General features: G+C 65.7%; 21 protein-coding genes, 1 other RNA gene and 1 pseudogene. 4 read left to right on the top strand and 19 right to left on the bottom strand.

Annotated features, from left to right (window positions below; translation table 11 throughout):
• From fliR to purL, 18 genes are all read right to left on the bottom strand, one after another.
• On the bottom strand, positions 1-774 hold the full coding sequence (gene fliR / locus F618_RS0104015) for a flagellar biosynthetic protein FliR (protein ID WP_018949560.1): 774 nt from the start codon (positions 772-774) through the stop codon (positions 1-3).
• A 4-nt stretch (positions 775-778) separates the two neighbouring features.
• Complete coding sequence (fliQ, locus tag F618_RS0104010; RefSeq protein WP_018937634.1) at positions 779-1,048, bottom strand: flagellar biosynthesis protein FliQ; 270 nt, start codon at positions 1,046-1,048, stop codon at positions 779-781.
• A 9-nt stretch (positions 1,049-1,057) separates the two neighbouring features.
• The gene (gene fliP, locus F618_RS0104005) at positions 1,058-1,810 is read right to left on the bottom strand and encodes a flagellar type III secretion system pore protein FliP (protein WP_018949561.1); all 753 of its coding nucleotides are present in this window, start codon (positions 1,808-1,810) and stop codon (positions 1,058-1,060) included.
• On the bottom strand, positions 1,810-2,256 hold the full coding sequence (gene fliO / locus F618_RS0104000; protein ID WP_026331137.1) for a flagellar biosynthetic protein FliO: 447 nt from the start codon (positions 2,254-2,256) through the stop codon (positions 1,810-1,812). Before fliO ends, fliP begins: the two co-directional genes overlap by 1 nt.
• A gap of 2 nt (positions 2,257-2,258) precedes the next feature.
• Positions 2,259-2,861, bottom strand: a complete 603-nt coding sequence (fliN, locus tag F618_RS0103995; protein ID WP_018949563.1) for a flagellar motor switch protein FliN — start codon at positions 2,859-2,861, stop codon at positions 2,259-2,261.
• Between the two features lie 10 nt (positions 2,862-2,871).
• The gene (gene fliM / locus F618_RS0103990) at positions 2,872-3,846 is read right to left on the bottom strand and encodes a flagellar motor switch protein FliM (protein WP_018949564.1); all 975 of its coding nucleotides are present in this window, start codon (positions 3,844-3,846) and stop codon (positions 2,872-2,874) included.
• A 10-nt stretch (positions 3,847-3,856) separates the two neighbouring features.
• Positions 3,857-4,354: a flagellar basal body-associated protein FliL gene (fliL, locus tag F618_RS0103985; RefSeq protein WP_018949565.1), complete on the bottom strand. Its 498-nt coding sequence runs from the start codon at positions 4,352-4,354 to the stop codon at positions 3,857-3,859.
• 308 nt (positions 4,355-4,662) lie between these two features.
• Positions 4,663-5,775 carry a flagellar hook-length control protein FliK gene (locus F618_RS0103980; protein WP_026331136.1) on the bottom strand — a complete coding sequence of 371 codons (1,113 nt, stop codon included), beginning with the start codon at positions 5,773-5,775 and terminating at the stop codon, positions 4,663-4,665.
• Positions 5,776-5,840: 65 nt separating this feature from the next.
• Complete coding sequence (gene fliJ, locus F618_RS0103975; protein ID WP_019567811.1) at positions 5,841-6,287, bottom strand: flagellar export protein FliJ; 447 nt, start codon at positions 6,285-6,287, stop codon at positions 5,841-5,843.
• Complete coding sequence (locus F618_RS0103970; RefSeq protein WP_019567810.1) at positions 6,284-7,663, bottom strand: FliI/YscN family ATPase; 1,380 nt, start codon at positions 7,661-7,663, stop codon at positions 6,284-6,286. The genes fliJ and F618_RS0103970 overlap by 4 nt, the downstream gene beginning before the upstream one ends.
• Positions 7,660-8,382, bottom strand: coding sequence for a FliH/SctL family protein (locus tag F618_RS0103965; RefSeq protein ID WP_018949569.1), 723 nt, complete (start codon positions 8,380-8,382; stop codon positions 7,660-7,662). The genes F618_RS0103970 and F618_RS0103965 overlap by 4 nt, the downstream gene beginning before the upstream one ends.
• The gene (gene fliG, locus F618_RS0103960) at positions 8,379-9,389 is read right to left on the bottom strand and encodes a flagellar motor switch protein FliG (protein WP_018949570.1); all 1,011 of its coding nucleotides are present in this window, start codon (positions 9,387-9,389) and stop codon (positions 8,379-8,381) included. Before fliG ends, F618_RS0103965 begins: the two co-directional genes overlap by 4 nt.
• A complete protein-coding gene (gene fliF / locus F618_RS0103955; protein ID WP_019567809.1) occupies positions 9,379-11,052 on the bottom strand; it encodes a flagellar basal-body MS-ring/collar protein FliF in 1,674 nt (557 codons plus the stop codon). The genes fliG and fliF overlap by 11 nt, the downstream gene beginning before the upstream one ends.
• A 32-nt stretch (positions 11,053-11,084) precedes the next feature.
• The gene (gene fliE, locus F618_RS0103950; RefSeq protein ID WP_018949572.1) at positions 11,085-11,423 is read right to left on the bottom strand and encodes a flagellar hook-basal body complex protein FliE; all 339 of its coding nucleotides are present in this window, start codon (positions 11,421-11,423) and stop codon (positions 11,085-11,087) included.
• 113 nt (positions 11,424-11,536) lie between these two features.
• Complete coding sequence (locus F618_RS0103945; RefSeq protein ID WP_019567808.1) at positions 11,537-12,895, bottom strand: sigma-54-dependent Fis family transcriptional regulator; 1,359 nt, start codon at positions 12,893-12,895, stop codon at positions 11,537-11,539.
• A 211-nt stretch (positions 12,896-13,106) separates the two neighbouring features.
• On the bottom strand, positions 13,107-14,486 hold the full coding sequence (locus tag F618_RS0103940; RefSeq protein ID WP_026331135.1) for a sigma-54-dependent Fis family transcriptional regulator: 1,380 nt from the start codon (positions 14,484-14,486) through the stop codon (positions 13,107-13,109).
• A 93-nt stretch (positions 14,487-14,579) separates the two neighbouring features.
• Positions 14,580-15,116: a PilZ domain-containing protein gene (locus F618_RS0103935; protein WP_019567806.1), complete on the bottom strand. Its 537-nt coding sequence runs from the start codon at positions 15,114-15,116 to the stop codon at positions 14,580-14,582.
• A gap of 59 nt (positions 15,117-15,175) precedes the next feature.
• Entirely contained in the window at positions 15,176-19,051 is a 3,876-nt protein-coding gene (gene purL, locus F618_RS0103930) for a phosphoribosylformylglycinamidine synthase (protein ID WP_019567805.1), read from the bottom strand.
• A gap of 133 nt (positions 19,052-19,184) precedes the next feature.
• On the opposite strand from purL, the gene ssrA reads away from it, so the two are divergent.
• The 4 genes from ssrA to F618_RS0103915 all read left to right on the top strand — a co-directional run bounded on the left by ssrA (position 19,185) and on the right by F618_RS0103915 (position 21,946).
• Positions 19,185-19,545: a transfer-messenger RNA gene (ssrA, locus tag F618_RS15360) on the top strand.
• A 59-nt stretch (positions 19,546-19,604) separates the two neighbouring features.
• Positions 19,605-20,024 (top strand): secondary thiamine-phosphate synthase enzyme YjbQ, encoded by a 420-nt coding sequence (locus F618_RS0103925; RefSeq protein ID WP_019567804.1) that lies wholly within the window; start codon positions 19,605-19,607, stop codon positions 20,022-20,024.
• Positions 20,025-20,260: 236 nt separating this feature from the next.
• Positions 20,261-20,479 carry a hypothetical protein gene (locus F618_RS0103920; RefSeq protein WP_019567803.1) on the top strand — a complete coding sequence of 73 codons (219 nt, stop codon included), beginning with the start codon at positions 20,261-20,263 and terminating at the stop codon, positions 20,477-20,479.
• 501 nt (positions 20,480-20,980) lie between these two features.
• Positions 20,981-21,946, top strand: coding sequence for a YihY/virulence factor BrkB family protein (locus tag F618_RS0103915; RefSeq protein WP_019567802.1), 966 nt, complete (start codon positions 20,981-20,983; stop codon positions 21,944-21,946).
• Between the two features lie 129 nt (positions 21,947-22,075).
• Here F618_RS0103915 and F618_RS14735 read toward each other — a convergent pair.
• A pseudogene (locus tag F618_RS14735) lies at positions 22,076-22,799 on the bottom strand (transposase).
• Between the last annotated feature and the right edge of the window lie 260 nt (positions 22,800-23,059).

The raw sequence follows: 23,059 nt of genomic DNA, 5'->3' as shown, positions 1-23,059 counted from the left end.
TCAGAAGCCCATCCGGGTCTGCATCAGGTTGAAGCCCTCGAGCATCAGCTCGCCGAAGCGTTCGGGCAGGCCCGGCAGGATCAACATCATCAGTACGAACCCGATCAGGATCATCATCGGAAAACCCACCGCGAAGATGTTGAGTTGCGGGGACGCGCGGGTGATGACCCCCATGGAGATATTCACCAACAGAAGCGAGGCAACCGCCGGCAACGCCACCAGCACCGCTCCCACAAACATCGTGGAGCCGAAGCCCACCAGGGCGTAGAAGGCCTCGGCGTTCAGACCGGTCGGCGCGATCGGCATGGTCTCGAAGCTGGTCAGCATCAGCTCCAGAGCGATCAGATGGCCGTTCATCGCCAGGAACAGGAGGGTCGAGAAGATCACAAAGATGGTGGAGACCACCGGGACCTGCACGCCCTGGGCCGGATCCATGATCGAGGCAAAACCCAGGCCCATGCCCAGTGCGACCACCTCGCCGGCCTGGGTCACGGCCGAGAACACCATTTGCAGGATGAAACCCATGAACACGCCGATCGCGATCTGGTGCAGGGTGACCAGCACGCCCTCCAGGCTGAGCGGATCGATATCCGGCAGGACCGGCCCCTGCATGGCCACGAAGATCGCCAGCAGCAGCGCCAGCCCCATGCGCACCCGCGCATTGACCGTATCCGCCCCGAAGATCGGCATGGCGACGAGCATGGCGCCAATGCGGGCGAACGGCCACAGGACCGCCCCCACCCACAGCACCAGCTGTTCCGCCGCCAGGGTCATATGCCTATCCCACCATCCCCGGCGCACTCTCGTAGAGGCGCTCGGTGTAGTCGATCAACAACGCCAGCATCCAGTGCCCACTAATCAGCAGCGCCGCGAACATCGCCAGCAGCTTGGGGATGAACGACAGGGTCATTTCCTGTATCTGGGTCGCTGCCTGCAGCATCCCGATGGTCAGACCCACGGCCAGCGCCGTCAGCAGCGGCGGCGCGGCCAGCAGGACCACCACGGTCAGCGTCTCGCGACCGATGTCCACAACGAGTTCGGGTGTCATCGCGCTCTCCTACACGAAGAAACTGGTGGCAAGGGTGTTCATCATCAGCGCCCAGCCGTCCACCAGAACGAACAGCATCACCTTGAACGGCAGCGAGATAATCAGCGGGGAGAGCATCACCATCCCCATCGACATCAGGACCGAGGCCACCACCAGGTCGATGATCAGGAACGGGATCAGGATCAGGAAGCCAATCTGGAATGCGGTCTTCAGCTCGCTGGTAATGAACGCCGGCACCAGCAGGTTCAACGGGATGTCATCCGCCTCCTCGAATCCGTCGATCCCGTTGATCTCGGCAAACATCGCGATATCGCTCTCGCGGGTATGCACCAGCATGAACTCGCGCAACGGCTGCACCCCCGCCTCGATCACCTCCTCCGTCCCGATCTCCTCGTTCACGTAGGGCACAAACGCGGTCTCGTAGATCTCGTCGAGCACCGGGGCCATCACGAACAGGGTCAGGAAAAAGGCCAAACCGATCAGGATCTGGTTCGAGGGTGTCTGGGTCGTGCCCAGGCCCTGGCGCAGGATCGCCAGCACCACAATGATCCGGGTGAAGGAGGTCATCATGATCAGGATCGACGGCAGCAGGGTCAGCAGCGTCATCAACAGGATGATCTGCAGCGTGACCGAGTAGGTCTCGCCCCCGTCTCCGTTGGTGGTCACCGTCAGGGCCTCGATGCCCTGCGCCACCTGGGCCCCGGCGAGGCCCGGCAGGAGCAGCAGGCCCAGTGCCAGCGCGAACCGCAGGAACAGCGCCATCACGACTGCCCCCGCTCGCTGCTACCGTGCGGAGCCCGGCGGGTCACGGCGCGCTTGAGCGCACTGGAGAAGTCCGGGGTCTCGCCTACCGGCGCCACAACGGGCTCGCGCATCGTGTGCAGGGTGCGCATGCCGGAGGGCGCCACGCCCACCAGCACCTGTTCATCGCCCACCTGGACCAGCACCAGACGCTCGCGCGTGCCCACCGAGCGTGCCGCGACGATCTCGATCACCTGCGAGCCGCGGTTCAACCCGCCCTGGGTCCGGCGCAGGATCCAGCCCAGCACCACAATGGCGCCGATCACCAGCACCAGACCGCCGATTAGCTGGGTCAGATAGGCCGCGGCCCCGCCACTGCCACCCTCCGCTAGGGCGGTCAAAGGCCAGAGGGTCCCCGTGACGGCCGCCAGGACGAGGGCCGATATGCGCGTATTACGTGGATTCATGGCTATTTAAGCTTGCGGATGCGCTCACTGGGGCTGATCACATCGGTCAGCCGGATACCGAACTTCTCGTTGACCACCACGACCTCGCCATGAGCGATCAGCGTGCCGTTCACCAGCACGTCCAGCGGCTCCCCGGCCAGACGGTCCAATTCCACCACCGAGCCCTGGTTCAGCTGCAGCAGGTTGCGGATCGGGATGCGCGTGCGACCGATCTCCATGGCGATGGTCACCGGCACGTCCAGCACCATCTCCAGGTTCATCTCCTCGCCGTCGCCCTGCACCACGCCCGACAGTTGTTCAGGCTGCAGCGCCTCCGCGGCCGAATCCGGCTTGTGCTTGCGTTCCTTCTTCTCGGTCTTCGGCGCCTCTTGCGCGGACGCGGCACCCCCACCGCCTTGCGCCTCATTCAGCAGGGCGTCCGGGTCGGCGGCCTCTTCGTCGCCCTTCTGTTCGGCCAGGGCGGACTGTTCGGCCAGGGCGGCCCCCCATTCGTCGGCCAGCGCCTGGTCGTCGGAACCGCCTTCCGACTCGGCCGTGGTCTGTTCTTCCACCCCTTCTTCATCCGGGGTGCGGGTGTCCTGCTTGGGATCGTCGGTGTCAGCCATGCTGCGCCCTCTATCGTTTGATGATGCGTTCCGAAACCTGGATCGCATTCATGCCATTGGATACGCCGAACTTCCCGCGGAACATCGGGATGTCTTCGACCTGCAAGGTGATCTTCTCGGGGAGGTCTACCGGGATGATGTCGCCCGGCTGGATATCCAGTAGCTCGCGCACGGTGACCTCGGTCTGCGCCAGCATGGAGCTGATCTCGACCTCGGCGGTCTGGATCTCCTCCTGCAGCGCGTGCATCCAGCGCTGGTCCACATCGGAGCGATCCGACTGGATCCCGGTATCCAGCTGCTCGCGGATCGGCTCGATCATCGAGTACGGCAGGGTCACGTGCAGATTGCCGCCGCCCCCGTCGAGCTCGATGTGGAACTCGCTGATAACCACGATTTCGGTCGGCGAGACGATGTTCGCGAACTGTGGGTTGACCTCGGAGTTCAGGAACTCGAACTTGAGCTCCATCACCGGCTGCCAGGCCTTCTGCATATCCTCGAAGGCCCCCTCCAGCACACCGTGGACGACCTTCATCTCCATCGGGGTGAAGTCTCGTCCCTCGATGCGGGTGTAGTAGCGTCCGTCGCCACCGAAAAAGTTGTCGACCAGGATGAACACCAGCTTGGGATCGAACACGAACAAGCCGGTGCCATGCAGTGGATGCGCCCGCACCAGATTGAGGCTGGTGGGGACAAACAGCGAGTGCATGTACTCGGAGAACTTGGTGATACGGGTGCCGACCACCGAGATCTCGGCCGAGCGGCGCAGTACATTGAACAGACGGACCCGGAGCTGACGCGCAAAGCGCTCGTTGATCATCTCCAGCGTGGGCATGCGCCCACGGACGATCCGATCCTGCGTGGCAAAGTTGAAGTCCCGCGCCTCACCGTCACTCGGATACGGGTCTTCGGTCTCGACGTCCCCGTCGTCCACACCATGCAGAAGGGCATCGATCTCGTCCTGGCTAAGGATATCCGCCTGCGCCATAACCGGGCTCCTACTGCATCACCAGTTCGTTGAACAACACGGCCTCGACCGCGTCCGGCGCATCCCGCGAGCGCAGAATCCCGCGGATCGCTTCCTTCAGCTCCTCCGCCAGCGCGTCCTTGCCACCACGCGTATTGAGATCCTCGTAACGCTGTTCCGACAGGATGCCCAGGATGTCGTTGCGGATCGCCGGCATATGCCGCTCCAACGCCTCGATCACCGGCGCATCGTGGGTCACCAGACTCACCTCGGCACGCAGATAGCGGATGCGGCCCGGTGCATCGATGTTCGCGGTCATCGGCTCCAGGCTGGTGTAGAAGCGCTCGGGGGGGCCTTCCTCGACCTGTTCGGCGTCATCGTCGCCCGCAACCAGGAAGAACCAGGCCGCAGCGGCACCACCACCCACCAGCAGGATCACGATCAGCAACAGCAGAATCAGCTTGCCCATGCCGCCCTTCTTGGGGGCGCCGCCTTCGTCGTCGTCCAGATTGACTTCTTTATCCGCCATGTCGCACTCGCTGTCCGGTAAACCGAGGATTTGCTCTCGGCAAAGACCTTAGCAAGGCGGATGCCAGCATAGACTTTCTATTGGTTTATTCGATAGTTAGGGGACAATGCTGGAAGGCAATGAAGGATACTTCGGGGGAAGGCACGGGCGATAACGTCAAGAATCGGCCGCCCGCCGCGCGGGAAAGACGGAATCTTGGCGGCAGTCGCGGGAAAGCGCTACGGCAGCGAACATGTACCGCATGGGGCAGGAGCTACACCGTTGGCGGCCAACCCGATATCACGAGACCGGGCGGCGCCCGGCGCGACTCAGGCAAACAGATCCAGGCGCCGATTCAGCATCGAGAGCGTGCTGCCCTCATTCTCGTTGTCTTCGACCTCGGCCAGCTCGGAAGCGGCCTCGGCGGCTGCCTGGCGTTCATCCTGCTCGGCCTGCTCCTCGGCCGCCTGGTCAGAAACGGTCGCGTCCTCGAGCATCAGCCCGCTTTCGGCCAGGCTGTCGCGCAAGCGCGGCATGGCCGCCTCCAGGACCTCGCGGGTCACCGGATTGGCACTGATGAACTGGATGCTTGTGCGGTCACCCTCGACCAGCACCCGAATATCCAGACTGCCCAGCTGCGGGGGATGCAGCTTGAGCTCGGTTCGCCCACCCTGTGCCTGGGCGAGCATGCGCACCTGGTCGGCCAGCTCGCGGGCCCCATTGGGCTGTTGCAGGAGCCGGGTCAGGTCCAGTCGCGGCAGCGCGCGCGCGGCCTCCGCCCCCTCGGCCTGCAAACCGGAGAGAGCCGGCAGGACGCCCCCCAGGGGATCCGTACGCCCGCGGCGCGACTCGTCGTCCCCGCCGCCCTGGGTCATCCACTGGGCGAGGACATCGAGCACGTTCTCCCGCGACAACCCGCCCTGGACGCCAAGCAGTTCGGGCTTCAATGCGGCCAGGCCGTCGCGACCGCCCGCCGCCTGGCTGGCCTCGACAAACAGGCGCATGACGGCCGCAGGCAGGGGCTTGACCGGCAACGCCTGGCCCTCGGCGCCACCGCGGCCAGAGGCGCCCGCCTCCCCGCGGGCCGCGTCCACACGCCCCGGTTCCTGCACTGCTGCCATCAGGCTGGCCACCGGCAAGCCCTTGCCACCCGCCTCGTCGCCCGCGGCGAACTCCTGCCCGTCGAGGAGATTCTGCAGTCGCGCCAGCATGGCCTCCAGATCCAGCCCTTCCAGCTCGTCGGCGGGCACGCCCAGGTTCGCCAGCAAGGCCTCCATCTGCGGCTCCAGGACCGCGAGGAACCCCTCCCCGTCCTTGCCCTTCAGCCCCTTCAGGCCGCCGTCCAGCCCCTTCAGGTCGTCCAGGTCCTGCAGTGAGCCCCCGCCGCCCAGCAGTTGCAGCAGCGGCAACATTCCCTGACCGGTGTTCTGTGTCGCGATCATGTCCGGATCCTCGGTATGCCGGGGTCATCCCCGGGCCCTTGCCTCAATCGATATTCACGGTCCATTCAAGAACCCTGCCAACGGGCGTCTTCCTCGCGCGCATAGGCCTGGCGGGTCGCCCACATGTCCTGTTCGGTCTGCTGGCGCCGGGCGTCGTGCAGCGCCGTCTCGGCCTTCCGGCGCTGCAGCAGCTTCTCCAGCGACAGGCAGTTGCGGTGACGCTCCAGCCACTCCTGGCGCGCGGTCTCCACCTGCGACTCCGCCGCCTGGATCCGCAGATCCTGCTGCTCCAGCGCCGAGCGCAACTGGTCGCGCATGCCCGCCAGCCACTTGAGGGCGTTGGCGTCATCCGGCAGGGTCGCCTGCAGATACTCGCGCTGATAGGTTTCCAGGCGCTCGCGCTGACCGGCGATGCCATCCAGTTGCTGCAGACGTTCGCCCAGCTGCCGGGTCGCCTCGCTTTCCTCGATCCGGCGCAGGCGCAACAGTCGTTCCAGGCGCTTCGGGTTCATGCCGCCCCGCCGACCAGCGCCAACAGGTCATCCCGCGACCGGTCAAAGCCGACGGCCTCTTCGCGACCCTGCGCCAAATACGCCTCCAGGCGTTCGTGCATCACCACCGCCTCGTCCAGGTGCGGGTCGGCGCCCTTGCGATAGGCCCCCACCGCGATCAGATCGCGGTTGCGCATGTAGGTCGTGGCAAGGTCGCGGAAGCGCCGCGCTGCGCGCTCGTGCTCCGGCGAGATCAGCGAGGACATTACGCGCGAAATCGATGCGCCAACGTCGATCGCCGGGTAACGCCCGGTCTCCGCTACCTCGCGCGAGAGCACTACGTGGCCGTCCAGGATCGCGCGCGCGGCGTCCACAATCGGATCGTTCTGGTCATCGCCCTCGGCCAGCACGGTGTAGAAGGCGGTAATCGAGCCGCCACCTACGTCGCCGTTGCCGGCACGCTCCACCAGTTGCGGCAGGCGCGCGAATACCGATGCCGCATAGCCCTTGGAGGCCGGTGGCTCGCCGATCGCCATCGCGATCTCTCGGGCGCCCTGGGCAAAGCGGGTCAGGGAATCCATCAGCAACAGCACGTGCAGGCCCTGGTCGCGGAAATGTTCCGCAACCGCAGTGGCCACCCAGGCCCCGTGCTGGCGCAGCAGCGGCGACTGGTCGGCCGGCACCGCGACCACCACCGTGCGCGTGCGCGATTCCTCGTCGAGGATCTCGTGGATGAACTCGTTCACCTCCCGCCCGCGCTCGCCGATCAGGCCCACCACGATCACGTCCGCCGTCGTGTTGCGGGTCATCATCCCCAGCAGCACACTCTTGCCGACCCCGGATCCGGCGAACAGACCCAGGCGCTGACCACGACCCACCGACAGCAGGCCATTGATTGCACGGATCCCGACATCCAGCGGCTCCCGTACCGGTGCACGTTGCAGCGGGTTGATCGGCCGTCCGGCCAGCAGGCCAAAGTCGTGGGTACGGATCGGGCCCTTCCCGTCCAGGGGCTGCCCGTTGGCATCGATCACCCGGCCCAGCAGCCCCTCCCCGACCGGAATCTGACGCTGGTTGTCCAGCGGCTCGATGCGCGCGCCCGGCGTCAGGCCCGCTGCGAGTTCCTCGGGCATCAGGAAGGTACGTTCATTCTGGAAGCCGACGACCTCGGCCGGCACCGTGTCTCCGTTCTCGCCGTGGATCAGCGCGCGCCCCCCAATGGGCAAGCGCAGGCCTTCCGCTTCCAGTGTCAGGCCGGTCAGGCGCGACAGGTGGCCCTCCGACTGCGGCGGATTGACCCGCTCGACCCGCCCGCGCGACTGCTGGAGACGGTCCAGCAAGCCGCTACTCAGCCGTTCGCGGCCCTTGCGGCGCACCTCGTCGATCGGAGTACTCATGAATCCTCCGGGGCCGCGCTGTCCACGGAATCGGCGGGCTGATTATCTTCCTCATCCGGCGCGCCATCCGTCTCCGGATACTCGCCATCCCAAAGGGCTTCCACCGCGTGCTGCAGCCGCCGCTCGAGGCTTGCGTCGACACTCGCCGCGCCCGACTCGAGGCGACAACCACCGCGCGCAAGGCCCGGGTCCGGGACCCAGGTGATCCGCGCATCCGCCCGCTCGCCATAGGCCTCGACCAGCGCCTGGTCCTCCGGGTTCAAGTGCACCCGCACCTCCTGGTTGCGCCCCGGAAGCTGGGCCAATGCCCCCTCCAGGACCGTCCGGATCTGCTCCGGTCGCGTCTCCAGCTCGCTCTGGACCACCTTGCGCGCCAGCGCCGTCACCAGCGCCAGCAACTCCGGCTCCAGGGCATCGGCGGCATCCGCCAGGGGGTCGGCAAGCCCGCCGGCCACGGATTCAAGCTGGGCCACCGTCTCCCGCAGTTTCTTGTCCTCGCGCGCCCGGGTGGCCTTCTCGGCTTCTTGCTTGCCAAGTTCATGCCCCTCGGCATAGCCACCCTCGAACCCGTTCTTGCGTGCTTCGTCCTCGATCGCCTCGATCTCGGCGGCCGTGGGCAGGCGACGCGGGGGATGGATCCCATTGTCGCCAATCTCCGGCGGCTCCCACCGCGATGCCGCCGCGTCGGTGTAAAGCCTGGCCGCCGGGGCGTCGGTCACAACATCGCCTCGCTACCACCGCCACCCAGCACGATATCGCCATTCTCCGCGAGCCGGCGGGCCACGGACAGGATCTCCTTCTGTGCGGCCTCGACCTCGCTGACCCGGACCGGGCCCTTGGCCTCGAGGTCCTCGCGCAGCATCTCGGCGGCGCGCTTGGACATGTTGCGGAAGATCTTGTCCTTCATGTCGTCGTCGGCACCCTTCATGGCGAGCACCAGCGATTCCGTCTGAATCTCGCGCATCAGCGTCTGGATACCGCGGTCCTCGATCTCCACCAGGTTCTCGAACACGAACATCTCTTCCTCGATGCGCGAACCCAGATCGGAATCGGACTCCTTGATCGTGTCCATGATCTCCGCCTCCCGCGAGCCCTCCATCAGGTTCATGATGTTGGCCGCCGAACGCACGCCGCCCAGCATCGACGTCTTGCTCGCGGCATTGCCGGAAAGCTGACGGTCGAGGATCTCGTCCAGCTCCTGCAGGGCCTGAGGCTGCACGCCGTCCATGGTCGCAATGCGCATCACGATGTCCGACTGCACGCGTCCCGGCAGGTACTGCAGGGTGTCCGATGCCTGGTCGGAGTCGAGATGCGACAGCACGATGGCAACGATCTGCGGGTGTTCATTGCGCAGCATGTCGGCGATCGCACGCGGGTCCAGCCACTTGAGTGCCTCGATCCCCTTGGAGTTGCGCCCCAGCAGGATGCGGTCGATCAGACCCGAGGCCTTGTCACCCAGCGCGCTCTCCATGACGCTGCGTACATATTCGTCCGCTCCCACACCGAGGGCGGTCTGCTCCTGCACGTGGGTGGAGAATTCATGCAGCGCGGCGTTGACGTCGCTACGGGAGATCCGGTCCATCGCGGCCATGGCGGTGCCGATCTTCTGCACCTCTTTGGGCCCCATATGGCGCATGACCTCGGCCGCGGCCTCCTCGCCGAGGCTCATCATGAACACGGCGGCGCGCTCGGCACCTTCCTGTTTGGCGTTCTTGTCAGCGGCCATCGTCACCCAACCACGTCTTCATCACCTGTGCCACGCGCTTGGGGTCCTCGCGGACCATCTCGCGCACGGCATCCAGATCCATCTCCTGCTGATCCGGACCCTTGGGACCCGTCAGCGCGGCCACGGCCGAACCCTCGCCCTGGCCCATCCCCATGCCCATCGCGCCGCCCCCGGATTCGTCGGTCAGCGCTTCGCGTTCTTCCTCGCGCCGCGGCGGCGGGGCCGGCCGCTTCATCAAATGTTTCATCGCCGGACGCACCACGGTCAACAGGATGATCAGAGCCAGCATCAATGCCGCCACGATCTTGACCACCTCGAGGAACCAGGATTGTTCCCAGAAAGCGATTTCGTCCGCCGGCAGCGCCTCGATGGGCGCCTCGAACGGGGCGGTCACCACATTGATCGTATCCCCGCGTTCGGCATTGAATCCAACCGCCTCGCGCACCAGCGCCTCGATCCGTTGCAGTTCCTCCGCATCCCTCGCCACCTGCACGGTCTCGCCGTCCTCGTTGACGTCCTGACGGAAGTCCACCACCACGGCCGTGGACACGCGCTGCACGCCACCCGGCATCTCGCGGATATGGTTAATGCGGCGATCCACCTCGTAGTTGCGGGTGATATTCGTGCTGCGGCTGCCCGGGAGCGCCGCGGGCGGGCCATCACCCTCCTCGCCCTCCTCGCCAACAACCCCGCCAGCGGGCGGCTGGTTGGTCAGCGCCCCGGGGACACCGCCGATCCCGCCCTCGGGCCCCGTGCGCTCGTCCTCGCGGGTCTGCTCGGACCGCAGGGCAATCGTCTCGGGGTCATACAGTTCCTCGGTGCGCTCGACGCTCGAGAAGTCGATGTCCGCATTTACCTGCACCCGTACCTTGTCGCGCCCGACAATCGGAATCAGCAGGTCACGGATACGGTCGGTATAGCGGGTCTCCACGTCGCGGGTGAAACTCAGACGGTCGCCGCTACCACCCATCCCCGCCTCGCCGCCATCCTGGGTCAGGAGCCTCCCGCTTTGGTCCACCACGGTGACCCGATCGGGATCCAGATCAGAGGTGCTGGACGCGACCAGATGCACGATCGCGCCGACCTGCGAGTCGCTCAGGGACCGCCCGCCGCGCAGATGCACGACCACCGACGCGCTGGCCGGGCGCCGATCACGCACGAACACCGACTGCTCACCCTCGGCAATGTGCACACGCGCCCGGTCCACTGCGTCCAGCGATGCCACGGTACGCGCCAGCTCGCCCTCCATCGCCCGGTGGTGGCGCGCCCCCTCGATCATCCGGCTGGTACCCAGGCCGGTATCCTCCTGCAGCAGCTCGAAGCCCATGTCGCCCGAACGCGGCAACCCTTCGCCGGCCAACTGCAGCCGCGCGCCAGCCACCTCGCCCTGGGGCACCTTCACCTGCCCCGTCATGGAATCGACCTGATACTGGATACCGGCCTGCGAAAGGACTTGCACGACCTCCGCCGCATCCTCCGCATCCATGCGCGGGAACAGCGGTACGTAGGTCGGGCGGAGCGCCCAGTACAGCAGCGCCACGATCACCACAATGGCACCCGCCAGCATGCCGATCAGGGCCAGCTGGCGGCCCGCAGGCATCCCGTTAAACTCCTTGATCCCGCCGGTCACCACCGCGGGAAGGGATTGTGCATTGTCGGCCATCGTCCGTTCTCTCCCTCAGCCCGATCGGCCGATCAGACCTGCATCCGCATGATTTCCTGATACGCCGTCAGCAGACGGTTGCGCACCTGGTTGGTCGCCTCGAAGGCGATACCGGACTTGCTCATCGCGGTCATCACCTGCGGCAGGCTCACATTCTCGTCGCCCAGCTCGAAGCGCGTCTGCAGATCGGTCGCCTGCTGCTGCACCTGATTGACACCCCGCAGCGACTCCGTCAGGACATTCTGGAAGTCCGCACCGCCGGCGCGCTGGGGTTCGCGCGTCTGCTGGGCCGCATTCGCGTTGTCCACGCCGTTGGCCTGCGTCAGCTGACGCATCTGCTGCAGGACGTTCTGGATCTGCATCTCGCTCATGATCACTACCCCCGGGGCGTCTCGTTACGCCGGTCGACCGACCAGGACGGGCCCGTCGTATTCTCGTATTCGATGGAAACTCTCAAGCAATCCATATGCCAGACGACCAAACATTAGCCCGACGCGGGCACCGCGAAGCCGTGCTCGCGCAGACGCGCAATCTTGTAACGCAATGTTCTGGGGCTGATTCCCAGCCGGTCGGCGGCCTCCTTGCGGCGCCCACCGGATTCGCGCAGGACGTTCATGATCACCCGGCTCTCCTGCGTCTGCAGGGTCTGCTCCAGCATCGGTGTCGGGTTCTCGTCATTCGGCATCGAATGCGCCCCGGTGGTCACCTCGCCCGCCCCGGTACTCCAGGGGTTCACCATGTCCGCATCAAGCCAAACCGACTCCGCACTCACCCGCGGATCCGCGCTGTCATGCAGCGTGACCGCGCGTTCCATCACGTTCGCCAGTTCACGCACGTTGCCCGGCCAGTCGTGTTCGCGCAGCCGTCGCTGTGCGCCGTCGTCCAGGGCCTGGAGCCGACCGCCACTCAGACGTCGGAGCAAGGCCTCGGCCAAGGGCACGATATCCTCCGCACGCTCTCGCAGTGGCGGGATGCAAAGGGGAAACACGTTCAGGCGGTAGTACAGGTCTTCGCGCAGATGCCCTTCGGCCACGGCCTCGCGCAAATCCCGATTGGAGGTGGCGATCACGCGCACGTCCACGCGTTGTGGGCGCCGCCCACCCAGCGGCTCGACCTCGCGCTCCTGCAGCGCACGCAGCAGCTTCGCCTGCAAATGCACCGGGATCTCCGTCACTTCGTCCAGCAGCAGCGTGCCGCCGTCGGCGCGCACAAACTTGCCCGGTCGCGCCTCGACCGCGCCGGTAAAGGCCCCCTTGGCATGCCCGAACAGCATGGCCTCGAGCATCGCCTCGGGGAGTGCGGCACAGTTGATCGCTTCGAATGGTCCGCGCCGCCGCGGCGAGCGCGCGTGCAGCTGACGCGCCAGGACTTCCTTGCCCACCCCCGACTCACCGGTAACAAAGACCGTCGCCGTGCTGCCGGCAATTCGCGTAACAAAGCGATCGATGCCGCGCATCACGGCACTGCGTGTCACCAATGCAGGGACCTCGAGCGACGGCTCCGGCCGCACCCGCGGTCGCAGCCACCCGGCCAGCTCCTCCGCCATAAGCGGGAGCGCGAAGTGGGCCTCCAGCCCGTGTCGCATTGCGGCCAGTTCCTGATCCTGGCTCGCCTCGCGGCTGACTGCCGCCAACGCTGCCGTGGCTTGCGGCAGGGCATCCAGGGACCGCTCCGCAGGGTGCGCCAGCAGGATGACTGCCGGGGCGGACACCTCCACAGATTGCACCAGCTCGTCGGCAGTACACGTTTGCAGACGCACCCGCGGGATCGTGGCCAGCACCTGGACCACGGCCTCTCGCAGCTCGGGTTCGGCATCCACCAGCAGGATCGTGGCTCGCGACATGAAGGTCTTCCCGTATCGATTCGGGAGAGATCCAGCAAAAATCGAGCCATTCAAACAGGCTATTGAGTTATAGGGGTTTTATCTGGCTCGACGCGGGACCCGTCAAGCCTATGACGCGAGGGTTGCCGATTTCGGCTCCATCAGGTGACGGGATTCCGTCCCATTGAAAACACCCGTGTCCGGGCGCGTTCACGCCCGCATCCGCGTCTTCTCAGGCCTTGCCCAGCCCGAACTTGCGCATGCGCTCAACCAGGGTGGTCCGACGCATGCCCAGACGGCGTGCGGCGCGCGCCACCACGTGCCCGGTCTCGTCCAGGGCGCGGGTGATCATGTCGCGTTCGAGGTCGTTGAGGAAACTGCGCAGATCGACGCCCTCCGGTGGCAGACCACCGGCCAGCAGGTTGGCGCCCGCAGCGGAGCCACCTTCGAGACCCTTCGGCGTGGTCGGCGGCAGGGTCAGATCCTCGATCCCGTCCGGACGAACCCGCCGTGGCAGCTGCGCCAGGTCCACCGGTAAATCCGGATAGATGATGGCCATCTGCTCCAGCAGATTCGCCAGCTCGCGGATATTGCCCGGCCACTCGAGTTGTCCCAGGTGGGCAACCACCGCCGGCGTCAGATGGGCGGGGGCCATGCCCTGTTCGCGCAGCCGGTCTTCCAGAGCGGCGATTAACAGCGGCATGTCGCTGGTGCGTTCGCGCAGCGGCGGCATCTCGATCGGAAATACACTCAAGCGGAAAAAAAGATCCTGCCGGAAGCTGCCATCCGCCACCGCGGCATCCAGATTCCGGTGGGTGGCCGCGATGATTCGCGCGCGGGCCGGGATCGACTTGTTGGAGCCGACCCGTTCGAACACCCGCTCCTGCAATACGCGCAGCAGTTTCACCTGCATCGGCAACGGCATGTCGCCGATCTCGTCCAGGAACAGCGTGCCATCCTCGGCCAGTTCAAAACGGCCGGCGCGCGCGGTGAAGGCGCCCGTAAATGCCCCCTTCTCGTGGCCGAACAGCTCGCTCTCCAGCAGTTCCGCCGGGATGGCGCCGCAGTTGACTGCCACAAACGGCTTGTCCGCGCGCTCGGAGGCATTGTGGATCGCGCGGGCCACGACCTCCTTGCCGGATCCGGTCTCGCCCAGGATCAGCGCGGTGGCATCGGTCCGCGCCACTTGCCCGACCAGGCGCTTGACCGCCTGCATGGTCGGGTGCGACCCGACCAGCCCGGGGATATCGTCGTACCCCGGCTCGCGACCGAAGCGCAGCCACTGGAGGACCTGAGAAACCCGGCCAATCGAGAGCGGATGCTCGACGATGCAGTCCACTCCGTCGGCCTGCACCTGGCCACCATCAGTCGGCTGCACGACAATCAGCGCCGAATCGCCGCGCGGTCCCTGCAGCCGCGCGGAGAGGTCGGCGGCAGGCCCGCAAAGCCACACGGCTGCGGCGGACGTGCCGTCCATCAGGTCAGTGGGGTTGCTGTGGGTCTCGGCCACGCAACCGAGGCAGTTCAGGATCGCCCGTGTTGCGTCCGCGGCTCCCGCATCGCCGCTAAGTGCAATGCGCATCGCCTGCTGTTGTTCCCCAGGATCCCGCATACCGCTGTGCCCCGATTGCCGCGAACGGATGCCCCCACCCGAGAAAGGTCCCGGCCGGCATCCAATGGTGTGATCGAGTTCACAGTATCCAGCCTAGTTGCGATTGCCGTCAACTTTCTGGCGTTTCTCGGCGACTTCGCGGCGATGCAACCGGAAGATCCAGCGACCAATCGCCTCTTCCAGGGGACCTTCAACCCCTGTCCAGCGAGTCATCTGCAGGCCTCCGCGTGTCGTCGGACTTTCGACGCCCAGGACGCAGGGCTGGGGCAACAGGCGGCTGAGATAGACCTCCACGCGGTCACAATCTTCCGGCAACGTGCCCGCTGGCAGCGCAATCCCGTGACCACTGAGCGTCACCTCCACCGGATCGGGGCGATCGGGGTGGAGTGACTCCGCGACCAGATGCAACAACAGATCCAGCTTGTGTTCCAGGCGCTGCACCTCGGGCGAGGACTCGTCCTCATGCGGCATCGCCCCGCGCGGGTGTGCGTCGTCGAACAGGTCCAGGCTCTCGATCAGGCGCTGCGCCAGCACCGGATCGGTAGCGGGCCGGGCCGACGGACCGATCATCAGCGCGGTCGTCACACGCAGGTCCTCGCCGAGAAACTCGTCCTGACTGGCGTCATCCATGTGCGCTCCCGCCTCCCTCGTCGCCGGAACAAATGTTTCCGTTATAGACCATCGAGGCCTTAGCCAACGAACACCCGGGCATTACGGAACAGTCGCAACCACGGGCCATCCTCGCCCCAGTCCGCCGGGTGCCAGCTGTGCTGCACGCCGCGGAACACCCGTTCCGGGTGCGGCATCATGATCAGCGCGCGCCCATCCTCACTGGCGAACCCCGTGGCCCCGCCGGCGGAGCCATTCGGGTTGGCCGGATAAACCGTTGCCGGGGTGTCATCGGCCTCCACGTAGCGCAACGCAGCCTGATCGTGAACCGGGACCCCATCGGCATACCGGGTCTGCCCCTCCCCGTGCGAGACCACGACCGGCAGCACCGAGCCGGCCATTCCATCAAGCAGCACCGCCGGGCCTGGTTCGATGCGCACCTGCGACAGGCGCGCCTCGAACTGCTCGGAACGGTTGCGCACGAAGCGCGGCCAGTGATCGGCCCCCGGGACCAGCGGTGCGAGATGCGAAAGCATCTGACAGCCGTTGCAGACCCCCAGCGTGAAGGTCTCGGGGCGCTCGAAGAAGCCCTGGAAGGCATCGCGCAGGGCCGGATGATTCAGGATGGTCTGCGCCCAGCCACCACCAGCACCCAGCACGTCGCCGTAGGAGAACCCGCCGCAGACCGCCATCCCCTGCATCGAACCCAGGTCCTGGCGCCCGTCCAGCAGGTCGGTCATGTGCACGTCCACCGGGGCAAACCCGGCGCGTTCGAAGGCCGCCGCCATCTCCAGCTGCCCGTTGACCCCCTGCTCGCGCAGGATCGCAATGCGCGGACGTTCGCCGCGCGCGATCATCGGCGCGGCGACATCCTCGGCCGGATCGAAATTCACCCGCGGCTGCAGACCGCCATCGGCCTCCACCCGCGCGAGCTCCTCGTCGGCACACTCCGGATCATCGCGCAGCCGCTGCATACGCGCCGAGGTTGCCTGCCACTGGCGCTGCAGGCCGGCACGGTCACCGATGAACAGATCCCGCCCGTCCTGGCGGATCAGAACCTGTTCATCCTTGCGCAGGCGCGCCACCGGGTGCAGGTGCGCCTCCAGCCCGGCCTCCGCCAGGGCGTCGCGCAGCGCCGACTCGGCGCCTGCGGCCATCTGGACCACCGCACCCAGTTCCTCGTTAAACAGCCAGGCCGCTACCGGCTGGCCACCGGGGATTTCCACATCCAGCCCACAACGCCCGGCAAAGGCCATCTCCAGCAACGTGGTGACCAGTCCGCCGTCGGAGCGGTCATGGTAGGCGCGCAAAAGGCCATTGCGGCGCAGGGTGCCGATGGCGTCGAAGAAGGCGCGCAGACGACCGGCGTCCACCACGTCCGGAGCGGTCTCGCCGACATGCCCGTAACCCTGGGCCAGCGCCGAGCCGCCCATGCGCGCGTGACCCTCGCCCAGATCGATCAGCCACAGCCGGTCATCCGCCGCCGGGTCAGGCTGCGGCGTCAGGGTCCGGCGTGCATCCGCGACCCGGGCAAAGCCCGACACGATCAGCGATACCGGCGCGTGCATGTGCCGCGCCTGCCCGTCCTCGGTCTCCCATACCGTGCGCATGGACAGCGAGTCCTTGCCTACCGGGATCGAGATCCCCAGTGCCGGGCACAGGTCCTCGGCAATGGCGCGCACGGTGTCGAACAGGTTGGCGTCCTCGCCCGGCACCCCGGCGGCGGCCATCCAGTTAGCCGAGAGGCGAATCGCCTGCGTGCCGTCGATATCGGCCCCGGCCAGGTTGGTCACCACCTCGCCGATCGCCATGCGCCCGGAGGCCGGCGCCGACAGGATCGCCAGCGGCGTGCGCTCGCCCATGGCCATCGCCTCGCCGGTATACCCATCGAAATCCGTCAGCGTGACGGCGCAGTCCGCCACCGGCACCTGCCAGGGACCGACCATCTGATCGCGCGCGACCAGACCACCCACGCTGCGATCCCCGATCGTGATCAAGAAGTGCTTGGCCGCGACCGAAGGCATGTGCAGCACGCGCTCCAAGGCCTCCGCCAACGGACAGGCCTCCGGGTCGAAGTCCGTCACCGGCGGCGCCCGGCGTTGGTCCTCGCGGGTCATTAACGGCATCTTGCCCAGCAACATGCCCATGGGCATGTCCACCGGCGGTTCGTGGAACAGGTCGTCCTCGACCTTCAGGTGCCCCTCGTCCGTGGCCTCGCCCACCACCGCGAACGGGGCGCGCTCGCGCGCCGCCAGAGTACGGAACGTCTCCAGGTGTTCGCTGGCAATCGCCAGCACGTAGCGTTCCTGCGCCTCGTTGCACCACAGCTCCATCGGCGACAGCCCCGGCTCGGCCGTCGGCAGGTCGCGCAACTGGATCACCCCACCGCGCCCGGCGTCATCCAGGATCTCCGGAATGGCGTTGGACAACCCGCCCGCACCTACGTCGTGGATCGACAAGATGGGATTGCCGGCACCCAGGGCCGTGCACCGGTCGATCACTTCCTGACAGCGCCGCTCCATCTCCGGGTTGCCGCGCTGCACCGAGGCGAAGTCCAGCTGCTCCGAACTCGCACCGCTCGCCATGGACGAGGCCGCCCCGCCGCCCAGGCCGATCAGCATCGCCGGACCGCCCAGGACCACGATCGGGGTACCGGCCGGCACATCCTGCTTGTGCACATGCTCGCCACGGATCGAGCCGACCCCGCCGGCCAGCATGATCGGCTTGTGGTAGCCGTACAGGGTCTCGCCACCCGCGGCATCCGGCAGCGCCATCTCCAGGGTGCGAAAGTAGCCAGCCAGCGCCGGCCGCCCGAACTCATTATTAAACGCAGCCGCGCCGATCGGGCCGTCCAGCATGATCTGGCGCGCGCTCTCGATCCGGCCAGGACGGCCAAAATCCCGCTCCCAGGGCTGTTCGAAGCCCGGGATCCGCAGGTTGGACACGGAGAACCCGGTCAGCCCCGCCTTGGGCTTGGACCCCTGCCCCGTGGCGCCCTCGTCGCGAATCTCGCCACCGGAGCCGGTCGCAGCCCCGGGAAACGGCGAGATGGCAGTCGGATGGTTATGCGTCTCGACCTTCATCAGGATCGCCAGATCCAGCGACTCGCGACGATACTCGCCGGTAATCGCATCCGGCGTCAGGCGCGTCCCGTCATGCCCGGCGATCACCGATGCATTGTCGCTGTAGGCGGACAACACGCCCTCGGGATGGCGTGCATGGGTCTGGCGAATCATGCCGAACAGCGTGCGCTCATCCGCCTCGCCATCCAGCACCCAGGCTGCATTGAAGATCTTGTGGCGGCAGTGTTCCGAGTTGGCCTGCGCGAACATCATCAGTTCGGCATCGGTCGGCGCGCGCCCAAGCGCGGAGAACCCATCGGCCAGGTAATCGATCTCGTCGGGGGACAGCGCCAGGCCCAGCTCGCCATTCGCGCGCTCCAGCGCCGCGCGAGCATCCTCGCCCAGCTCCACACGCCCCAACGACCGTGGCGTCTCGTTGTGAAAGAGTTGGGCGGCGGCCGCCGGGTCCTCGATCACCGCGTCGGTCATGCGATCGTGGAGCAGGTCGGCCAGCGCCTCCAGATCTGCGCTCGCCGCCGCTTCACCCCCGATCTGCCAGTGGATGCCGCGCTCGATGCGCTCGACCGCGTCCTCCAGCCCGGCATGGTGGGCAATCTCGGTGGCCTTGGACGACCACGGGCTGATCGTGCCAAAGCGCGGGATCACCACCAGTTCGCGTTCCACCGCAAACTCGGGGGCCTCCCAGGCGTCGCCCTCGCGCAGCAGGCGCGCCAGCACCGCCTCCTCGTCCGGCCCCAGCCGGCGGCGCGTCTCCACGAAATAGATAAACCGTGCCGCCAGCGGGCCGGCGCCCGGTACGCTTGCCCGCAGCCCTGCCTCCAGAGCCCGCAGCCGAAACGGCGAGACCGCCGCGCCCCCTTCCACAACCCGCATTGCGCTTCCTCGAAACCGGACGTACCGAAAGCCGCGCATTGTACCGGAGGCGCCTGCCGCGCGGGACCGGTACGTGACCGCAATTGCGCTGGTTGAGGAACTCCCGATGCGTTACCCTGTCCATGTAGTACTTGGGGGCGACATGGCTTCGACGCGGGTCGCGAAACCTGAGGTGCATGCCGAGGCTGTAGTGGACCTCGTAAAAACCACTGCAAAAAAATAGTTGCCAACGACGACAACTACGCACTCGCCGCTTAAAAACCGGTAGATGCCGTCCGACTGGAGCCGTTCTTATGCGTCCAGTATCGGGCGTCGACTCTCATAAGATCGTGGTGAAGCGCGCCCGGCGTGGATCCATTAAAACTAAACCGGGATCGCCAGCTACATTCCCTGCCTGTCGGGTAGTCGCTGGTTAAATTAAAAGACAGAATAAGCATGTAGAGCCGAAGGCGGAGGTCTTGCGGACGCGGGTTCGATTCCCGCCGCCTCCACCAATTTAGAACGACCAATCAAGCGCCTACGGGCGCTTTTTTGTTTGCATTCGAGGAAGCGCATGGCCGTCTACCAGGACACCCTGACCCAGCAGACCCGAGGCCGCGGCACCCACGACATCACCACCGCCGTGGAGCACATCGTGCGCGCCTCCGGCATCACCACCGGCACCTGCCACGTCTTCCAGCATCACACCAGCGCCTCCCTGCTCGTCACCGAGAACGCCGATCCCGACGTCCGCCATGACCTGGAGACCCTGATCGAACGCATGGCCCCGGACGGCGACCCCGCCTACCGCCACGACATGGAAGGCGACGACGACATGGCCGCCCACGCCCGCGCCATGCTCACGCACAACGACCTGACCGTCCCCGTCGGCCAGGGCCGCCTGATCCTCGGCACGTGGCAGGGCCTCTTCCTCTGGGAACACCGCTACGCCGCCCACACCCGCAAGCTCACGATCACGGTGCAAGGCGAGTAGAACGCGACTCAGCCCCGCTCCACATGCACCGTGAGCTCCTCCAAAACGCTCGATCCGCCCTTGCCGCCCACCCCGCCGGAACCAGACCCGAGCCGAACCGCCCCTGGCGGCGGCCCGCGGAGTCACGGCGGGCATGTCCCGGAAAGGCACATCGCTACTTGGTGGTTACACGTCCCTTTTCAGGCTCCGGGGATCGGTCTAACCTGTTGCCCATATCCATGCCGAAAGGCTTCCCAATGCCAAAGCACCATTTCACGCGCATGCTCATCATCCTCGCCGTGACCCTGCCGATGGCCAGTGGCTGCACGGCAGTCAAGGTCGCCAGCACGGCCGGCAGCGCCGCCGTCAGTGTCACTACCGGGACCGTCAAGGCAACCGGCAAGACCGCTGCCGCTGTCGGACGGACCATCACCCCGAGCGGCAAGAAAGACAAGGATGACAACGCCGACGACTAATCCGCCCGGATCTGACTCCCACGCCGGTTATCGTTTGATGCACGCCCCGAGAAGGCGAAGCAGCGTGCCCGGGGGCAACCCTCACCTTATGCCATTGCCTTCTGCCCGTATGCCGGCCTGACAAATCCGAGCCTAGACCCCCTTGCGCGCTCGCAGGTCCGCCGCCCGTCCCTGGATCCGATCCGACTCCAATGCATCGCGAGCAAACTCCGGCTCTATTTCCTGATACACCCAGGGCACGGAGAACAGGTACCGCCACGGAGTCTGGATCGCACCCGATCCTGAGGGGAAACAATCACCGGCTCGGCGTACATCCGCTTCAGAAAGGGCAAACGGCAAGGTTGCGGCCCAGAGACCTTTGTGGCCTCCCTCCCTGGAATGGCCATTTGAAGACAGAAATTGCAGTTTTAAGCCAAAACTCGGGCCCCAATTCGGCGTCTTCCTTCGCCGTTTCCATCAGTTAACATGGTCCGACCCCGTTATCTACGAGATGCTTGGGTCATGAAAGAGCGTATCAGGCTCATCAAAGAGCGCATCGTGCAAAAGATTCCCTCGCCGCTGCGATACTGGGGGGCAATCCTTGCTGCGGCGGCAGGACACTGGCTGCAAAGCCAGGCCTTCATTTATGCCGCTGCTCTGGCATTTTTTACCGTCTTCTCGATCGCCCCGGTCATCATCGTTGTGGTGGCCATCGTCGGGCTGGTGCTGGGCGAGCAGGCTGCCAGGGGCGAACTAATGGCCCAGCTCGAGGAAGTGCTGGGGCCGCAGGCTGCCGAGGTGGTGCAGACTGCGGTCGTCAACTCCCAGATCGAGCAGAGCGGCATCTGGCCGACGCTGTTGGGCATCGTAGCGATCGTCGTCGGTGCGACCACAGTCTTTGCCCAGATGCAGCAATCGCTCAACCAGATATGGGACGTGGCACCGCGCCCGTCGAAAAACAGCCTGTGGATCTTTTTCAAGGCACGCGTACTCTCGCTAACCATCGTGCTGGCTATCGGTTTCGTGCTGATGGTGTCGCTGCTGCTCAGCGTGGCGATGCATCTGGTGATGAACTTTGCCGACCAGTGGATGCCGGTGCCGATTTGGGCCATGGAAGGCATGGAAATCTTCGTTTCCCTCGTCATCGTCACGCTGCTGTTCGCCGCGATTTTCAAGGTCCTGCCCGATGTTGTACTGCGCTGGCGCGATGTGCTGGCCGGCGCCTTTATTACCGCGATCCTGTTCACCGTGGGCCGTTCGCTGATCGCGATGTACATCGCCAATACCGCGACTGCCTCCACTTATGGAGCGGCCGGCTCGCTGGCATTACTGCTAATTTGGGTCAACTATTCCTCGTTGATCCTGCTCTACGGGGCAGCGGTCACTCGTGCGCATTTCGAGGCGCGCGGCAAACACATCCGGCCGGGCACGAACGCCGTGATCGTCCATCGCGAGCTGGTCGAGGAGCCACCGCCCGGCGGCTCCTGACCTCATGCCCGCGAACTACTGCCGAACATCCAAGGAATAGCCAGGGTCGGACCACAATAACTCATTGACTCCAAGCGCCTTATACCGGACACACCCTCCAGTGGGACGCTTATCGGGCCGATTTCGGGATCAAAACCGCTGATCTACCGGATAACTCGCCCTATCGTCGCGAACCCACGCGGTGTCCCCCGCCTGTCCGACCTGCCGACCTGCCGACCTGCCGACCTGCCGACCTGCCGAGCCGGCGACCGTACCCCCAGAGCCCGGTGCACTTCGTCCATATACGACCGGTTCCCTACCGCGACTACGAGCAGCAGGATGGTAGTCCGAACGCAGGTACCCGGGTCGCTGGCTGGGCTCGGCGCCGCTCGCCAGCCCTTTAGGCAAAGGTCGGACCACGATCGCCCACGGTCACGATCCGGCGGCGCCTGGGTCTCCCGATAGCCGCTGGTCTCCCACTCCGATGGATGCTTCACCACGCCCGCCCCATGTTCAGGTCGATGTATACCAGGCAGCGCGCGAGTTGGGTTCCGTTCTCCACGGCAGTGGCATGGTAGCGGTCTTCCCAGAAAGCGCCCTTACGCGCCTTACGCCGGTTGTATGACTGGCCGACCCGGCCCGCGATCAACTGCATGGAACGCGCAATCTCGCCTTTGCCCTCATCGCGCACCAACAGGTGAACATGGTTGGAGGCCACTATGTAGTTCAGCACACAGAGTCCGTAACGCTGGCGTACCTGGTACAGCCAGAGCCTCCGGTCACGGGCAAACTTGAGCAGGAACTCCTGTTTGTGACAACGATACGTGACATGCCAGACATGGCCCGGCAGCTTATGGCAATGCGCGCGTGGCATGGCTTCCCTCCCTGGAATGGCCATTTGTAAACGGCAATTGCCGCTTTAAGCCCCGATTTAGGGCTCAGTTCCCAATATTCTGTCGTTTTCTCAGTCGGTTACCGTGGTCCGACCCCGTCTATCCGACTTACCTCGTAGGGAGGCCGTAGTGTTGCAACCTCACCAATCTTTCCAAGAAGTTTTGATCCGACACGAAGTCATCCGGCGACCTTGCTATTGACTCACGAATCAGCTCAGGTTCATTCGCTATATACTCCGGC

This window comes from Thioalkalivibrio sp. ALMg13-2 (genome assembly GCF_000381185.1).
Classification (GTDB): Bacteria; Pseudomonadota; Gammaproteobacteria; order Ectothiorhodospirales; family Ectothiorhodospiraceae; genus Thioalkalivibrio; species Thioalkalivibrio versutus.
This window is presented reverse-complemented; position numbering and strand designations above follow the sequence as displayed.